The sequence below is a fragment of the Alkalicoccus saliphilus genome, from assembly GCF_003044065.1.
GTDB lineage: Bacteria > Bacillota > Bacilli > Bacillales > Salisediminibacteriaceae > Alkalicoccus > Alkalicoccus saliphilus.
The window spans coordinates 177,703-184,078 of record NZ_PZJJ01000004.1; the positions used below are offsets into that span (position 1 = coordinate 177,703).

5 protein-coding genes are annotated in these 6,376 nt (G+C 47.0%); 4 read left to right on the top strand and 1 reads right to left on the bottom strand.

Annotated features, from left to right (window positions below):
* The first annotated feature begins 17 nt into the window (after nucleotides 1-17).
* Nucleotides 18-980, top strand: a complete 963-nt coding sequence (locus C6Y45_RS04475; protein WP_107583826.1) for an electron transfer flavoprotein subunit alpha/FixB family protein — start codon at nucleotides 18-20, stop codon at nucleotides 978-980.
* Nucleotides 981-1,170: 190 nt separating this feature from the next.
* On the opposite strand, the gene C6Y45_RS17350 is transcribed toward C6Y45_RS04475, so the two are convergent.
* Entirely contained in the window at nucleotides 1,171-1,428 is a 258-nt protein-coding gene (locus tag C6Y45_RS17350) for a hypothetical protein (RefSeq protein ID WP_160058127.1), read from the bottom strand.
* A 1,210-nt stretch (nucleotides 1,429-2,638) separates the two neighbouring features.
* On the opposite strand from C6Y45_RS17350, the gene trxA reads away from it, so the two are divergent.
* The 3 genes from trxA (at nucleotide 2,639) to C6Y45_RS04490 (ending at nucleotide 6,210) form a co-directional block, all read left to right on the top strand.
* Complete coding sequence (trxA, locus tag C6Y45_RS04480) at nucleotides 2,639-2,953, top strand: thioredoxin (protein ID WP_107583827.1); 315 nt, start codon at nucleotides 2,639-2,641, stop codon at nucleotides 2,951-2,953.
* A gap of 72 nt (nucleotides 2,954-3,025) precedes the next feature.
* Nucleotides 3,026-4,807 (top strand): excinuclease ABC subunit UvrC, encoded by a 1,782-nt coding sequence (gene uvrC, locus C6Y45_RS04485; protein ID WP_107583828.1) that lies wholly within the window; start codon nucleotides 3,026-3,028, stop codon nucleotides 4,805-4,807.
* Nucleotides 4,808-4,959: 152 nt separating this feature from the next.
* Complete coding sequence (locus C6Y45_RS04490) at nucleotides 4,960-6,210, top strand: aspartate kinase (protein ID WP_107583829.1); 1,251 nt, start codon at nucleotides 4,960-4,962, stop codon at nucleotides 6,208-6,210.
* Nucleotides 6,211-6,376 lie beyond the last annotated feature (166 nt).

Sequence of the window (6,376 nt, forward strand, 5' to 3'; positions counted from 1 at the left end):
ACTAGAAAGGGTGACGTATAATGACGAAACAGCTTGTAATCAGTGAAGTAAAAGATGGAGGCTTCCGTAACGTATCGTTCGAAGCTGTCGGGGCTGCAAAAATGGTGGACGAAAGCGCGGAGATCGTCGGTGTCGTTCTCGGAGAGGGTGTCTCCTCCGTTGCAGATGAATTGTTCCATTACGGAGCAGACCGTGTTATTTCTGTAGATTCAGACAAACTGAAGGAGTACACGCCGGAAGCTTACAGCCAGGTACTTATGCAGGTGATTGAACAGGAAAATCCGGATGGGATCGTCATGGGACACACGTCCATCGGCCGCGATATTACACCGAAGCTCGCGAGCAGACTTGGATCCGGTCTTGTTTCTGATGTAGTGGCGATTGAAGGCGGGGCTACATTTATCCGTCCGATCTATTCCGGTAAAGCGTTTGAAAAAGTGGAAATCGAAGAGGGGCTGCAGTTCTTCACTATCCGTCCAAACAACATTCCAGCACCGGAAAAAGATGAAGGGAAAAATGGTTCGGCTGAAACACTGGATGTCGACATTAAGGACCTGCAGACAGTTATCAAGGACGTCGTGAAAAACACGACATCCGGCGTGGATCTGTCGGAAGCTTCCGTCATCGTTGCAGGTGGACGCGGCCTGAAAAGCGAAGAGAACTTCAAAATTCTCGACGAGCTGGCAGATGTTCTGAACGCAGCGGTGGGAGCCTCCCGTGGTGCCTGTGACGCCGAGTACTGCGATTATGCCATGCAGATCGGCCAGACCGGAAAAGTTGTTACGCCGGATCTCTATATTGCCGTCGGACTGAGCGGGGCGATCCAGCACGTAGCGGGGATGTCCAACTCTAAAATCATTGTAGCGATCAATAAAGATCCGGAAGCAGAAATCTTCCAGATTGCCGACTACGGTATCGTAGGCGACTTGTTCGAAATCGTACCAAAGCTGACAGAAGAATTTAAAAAAGTATTAGTATAAATACGCTGAAGAAGTCCGCTGGAATGTTTCCAGCGGACTTTTGAGAGTGTTGATTAAGTCTTGATTTCAGAATAATTATTCTTCTGAATGTATAGCTTTCTCCTGCACTCCCCGGCGGAAGCTTGCCGTGGGGCTCGTCATCAGCTATTTTCCATGGCCTGCGCCATGGAAAAGGATCTTCCGACTGCGCTTATTCCCACCGGCGTCCCCGCCGGACGTTCTGGAGGAAAAAGCCTCTCCTGAATGGAAGAAAGGGCGGAATCAACACGTTATTTAGAAGAGAAACCTTCTTTTTATTTTCCTGCTGGAGCTGCAGCAGGCGACTCCGAGGCGAGATAGGACGAGCAGAAGATCCATTTCTTCCGAGCAGTGGAAGGAAGAAATTAGCTGAAGCCGGCCCGCCCGGAAAGCGTCCTGAGGAGGCGAAAGCAGGAAATTGCATAGGCATGTATAAATAACACTTTATAAACAGCCTGAGAAGTCCGCTGGAATGTTTCCAGCGGACTTCTCAATTTGTTGATTAAATAATTGGTTCAGAATATGTATTCCAGTCGTTGTATAAGTTCCTTATCTTACCGAGCCTGCCGTGAAGAAGATTTTCGGGTAGGATGCGCCCTATCCTCCAATCTCCTTCATACACGGGCCGGTTTCCTCTTTGTTTTTTATAGAAGAATGTTCTTTATTCCGTAAAACCGATGTCCAGGTGATTTTGCGAGACGCCTGTGGAAGCGCGCAGATCCTCCCGGAAGAAGGACAGGTGCAGGCAACCTTCAAAAACAACACGGAGTTTGGTTCTTACGCGAACATGGTGGAATCAAACTGCTTTTTCTATTAAAACCAAATTGATCAAATAAGTTCCATATAATAAAACCCATTCCATCGGTATTTTCAATAGGAGTACCTGATGAAACAAACCAGCAGAGAAGGATCTTTCCTTTCCTTGCGTAAGAACCTTAACCTTTAACAGAGACATTCATGCAAAATCATTGCACCAGGAGGAATGAAAAAGTTCTTTTCTAAATAAGAGTATCTCATATCCAAACAGGTGGAACGAATCCTGTTTATGCCTGGTCTTTTTACCGTAAGTTGTAGTGGACATGGAGGGACTCCAGAGCGAGTAAGGCCGAGCCGAAGATCCATTCTGACCGACAAAAGGAGGACAGAATTAGCTGAGGCCGGCCCGCTCGGAAAGCCTCTCCGTGGAAACGAAAGCAGAGGTTCATTTTTTATTTTCAAGGTAGCCTATTGAAGAAAACGGTTTTTAAGAGTGGATTTTTCATGACAGAAAACTTTTTCTTGATTTCTTTGCAGGAATCGCAGGGCCTCGTTCCGGGTGACCCAGGACGAGGCAAAGATCCATTTCTTCCGACTAGTGGGAGGTAGAGGCCCGCCCGGAAAGCGTCCTGTGGAGGCGAAAGCAGGGAGATGTCTACGCCTGTATAAAAAATACTTTATTAACAGCCTGGGAAGTCCCTTGGAATGTTTCCAGCGGACTTCTCACGGGTAAAAAGAATACCAGGCAGTTTTTTTGCACCTCCGGGCATGGTAAGCTAGAATATGATTAGCCCTTAGGAAAAGCAGAATACTTTTAACCCCGGGGTGTATCCGTTATACTGGAACTATCAGTAAACGCTTATTATTGAAGGAGGAATATAATCATGGCAATTGTAAATGTAACAGATCAAAACTTCGGTTCAGAAACAAGCGACGGCGTAGTACTTGCAGACTTCTGGGCACCTTGGTGCGGACCGTGTAAAATGATTGCTCCAGTTCTTGAAGATCTTGACGGAGACATGGGAGACAAAGTAAAAATCGTCAAACTTGATGTGGACGAAAACCAGGAAACAGCAAGCAAATACGGTGTAATGAGCATTCCAACACTTCTCGTTATGAAAAACGGCGAAGTAGTAGACCAGATTGTAGGCTTTAAGCCGAAAGAAGAGCTTGCCAACACGTTGAACAAACATCTATAAAATGCAGATAGCACGGAGGTGTCTCCTTATGAGAGGCACCTCCTTTCTGTACGGAGCGGGAGGGATGAATGAATGGACGCACTGAAAGAAAAACTGCAGCTGCTTCCCGGCCAGCCAGGCTGCTATTTAATGAAAAACAAACAGGGGACGATTATTTACGTAGGAAAGGCGAAAGTATTAAAAAACCGGGTCCGCTCCTACTTCACTGGCTCCCACGACACGAAAACCCAGCGGCTCGTCAGTGAAATCCGCGATTTTGAATATATTGTTACCGGTTCAGATCTGGAAGCACTTGTACTGGAGCAGAACCTGATTAAAAAATACGAACCCCGGTATAACATTCTTTTGAAGGATGATAAAACGTATCCTTTCCTGAAAATTACGAAAGAAGAACATCCGCGGCTGCTGACGACGAGAAAAGTCAAAAAAGACGGAGCGAAGTATTTCGGTCCGTATCCGAACGCCCAGGCAGCGAATGAAACAAAAAAACTTCTCGACCGGTTGTATCCGCTCCGCAAATGCCGGACGATGCCGGACCGCGTATGTCTCTATTACCACATCGGACAGTGTCTGGCGCCGTGTGAATTCACGGTGACGCAGGAGCAGAATCAGCAGATGATTAAAGAAATCAGCCAATTTTTAAACGGCGGTCATAAAGAAATAAAAGAAAATATTAAAAAGAAAATGTACGAAGCGTCGGAAGCGATGGATTTTGAACGGGCAAAAGAAATGCGTGATCAGGTCAAGCATATTGAAGCAGTAATGGAAAAGCAGAATATGACGATGACTGAACAGACAAACCGCGATGTGTTCGGCTACCATGTTGACCGCGGCTGGATGTGCGTGCAGGTCTTTTTTGTACGTCAGGGCAAGCTGATCGAACGTGACGTTTCCATGTTCCCGGTATATCAGGATCCGACGGAAGATTTTTACACGTTTCTCGGCCAGTTCTACCTTGACACGCAGCATAAAAAACCAAAAGAGATATTCGTGCCGGAAGATACGGACACGGATATTATTTCAGAATTTTTAAGTATAAAGGCAGTTCAGCCTAAAAGGGGCCAGAAAAAAGAGCTCGTGGACCTTGCTGTTAAAAATGCCAAAATGGCTCTTTCTGAAAAATTCCAGCTGATCGAGCGGGATGAAAAACGTACGGTACACGCTGTGGAAAATCTCGGGGAAGCGATGGGAATTGATACACCGCACCGGATTGAAGCATTCGACAATTCCAACATTCAGGGAGTGGATCCCGTTTCTGCCATGGTCTCATTTATTGATGGAAAGCCGGACAAGAAAAATTACCGGAAATACAAAGTACGTACTGTCCAGGGACCGGATGATTATGAATCGATGCGGGAAGTTATCCGCAGAAGATACACCCGCCTTCTCCGTGAAGAGCTGCCTCTGCCGGACCTGATTGTGATCGACGGCGGGCGCGGACAGATTTCGTCGGCACAGGAAGTAATCGAACATGAGCTTGGAATGACGATTCCTGTATGCGGTCTGGCAAAGGATGACCGCCATAAAACATCCCAGCTTCTTATCGGGGATCCCCCGGAGCCCGTTACGCTTTCAAGAACGAGCGAAGAGTTTTATCTGCTGCAGCGGATTCAGGATGAAGTACACCGTTTTGCCATCAGTTTTCACCGGAATGTGCGCAAACAGTCGATGTTTACTTCGGTTCTTGATGAAGTGGAAGGAATTGGTGAAAAAAGAAAACGCATGCTGCTGAAGGAATTTGGGTCCCTCAAAAGGCTAAAACAAGCGTCTGTGGAAGAAATACAGAGGGTAGGAATACCTCAGCCAGTTGCCCGGGCCTTATCGGAAGCTATACAGGAAGATTCCAATAAATAGGCGCTCAGTCCGTTTGTCAATAAATCTGCCCTTTGTTAAGCTTTTAGATGGTAATGCTTTTTACAGATAAAAGCGAATGTTCAGGCATTCTTTTTCCGGTCCAGCATGATGGAGAGAGTCCTGAACGATAATCTAAAAGGAGGCAGACTACATTGACTACGATCGTTCAGAAGTTCGGTGGTACTTCCGTCGGAGATACGGACAAAATTAAGCGGGTTGCACAGCGCATTAAACAGCGCATGCAGGAGGGGCACAAAGTTGTCACCGTCGTATCTGCGATGGGGAAATCAACGGACAGGCTTGTTGAACTGGCAGATGAAATTACGGAAGAACCAGATCCACGTGAAATGGATATGCTCCTTACAACAGGAGAACAGGTTACAATTTCACTCGTCGTTATGGCTCTTAAAGAGATCGGGGTTGAAGCTGTCTCATTAACAGGCTGGCAGGCAGGCATCGTTACAGAGGAAGTTCATCAGGATGCCCGCATCAAAGATATACAGACAGAAACACTGGAACAGCACCTGGATGACGGCAAGGCCGTTCTTGTCGCAGGTTTTCAGGGAGTGAGTGAAGAAGGCAACATTACCACACTCGGCCGCGGCGGTTCGGATACAACTGCCGTAGCACTTGCTGCTGCACTTGATGCAGAAACGTGCTCTATTTTCACAGACGTAACAGGGGTTTATACATCAGATCCCCGTTATGTGAAGAAAGCCCGTCAGCTCGGGAGTATTTCTTATGACGAAATGCTGGAACTTGCCCACCTTGGAGCAGGAGTGCTGCATCCGCGGGCTGTGGAGTTTGCGAAAAATTCCCATGTTAAACTCGTCGTCTGTTCCAGTATGGAAGACGTCGAAGGTACCATCGTAGAGGAGGAAGCAACAATGGAACAAAACTTAACGGTGAGGGGACTCGCCTTTGAGAAAAACATCACGAAAGTAACAGTCGAGAGACTGCCGAATCACTTCGATACGATGTCGAATCTCTTTAAACTGCTTGCAGATGAAGGAATCAGTGTAGATATTATTATCCAGCAGATGACGGCTGACCACGGAGTCAACGTATCATTCTCTGTCGACTCGTCCCATCTGAGCAAAACTCTGGAGCTTATCGAGAGTGCCAAAGAAACACTCTGCTACAGCGAAGTACGTCACGAAAGCATGCTTTCCAAAGTATCAATCGTCGGTTCCGGTATGATTTCCAACCCGGGAGTGGCAGCAGATATGTTTAAGGTGCTTGCTGAAGAAGAAGTAGCGATTAAGATGGTCAGCACTTCCGAAATTGCTGTATCTGCAGTGGTTCCGGAGGAGGACATGATCCGTGCGTCAGAAGCACTGCATTCCCACTTCGGACTCGATTATCAGGAACAGAAGAAAATCGAACTTGCCAAACAGGCATAAGTAAAGAAGCCCGCCGGATGAATTTCGGCGGGCTTTCAGGCTGTTTATAAAGTGTTTTTTATACATGCCTATGCAATTTCCTGCTTTCGCCTCCTCAGGACGCTTTCCGGGCGGGCCGGCTTCAGCTAATTTCTTCCTCCCACTGTTCGGAAGAAATGGATCTTCT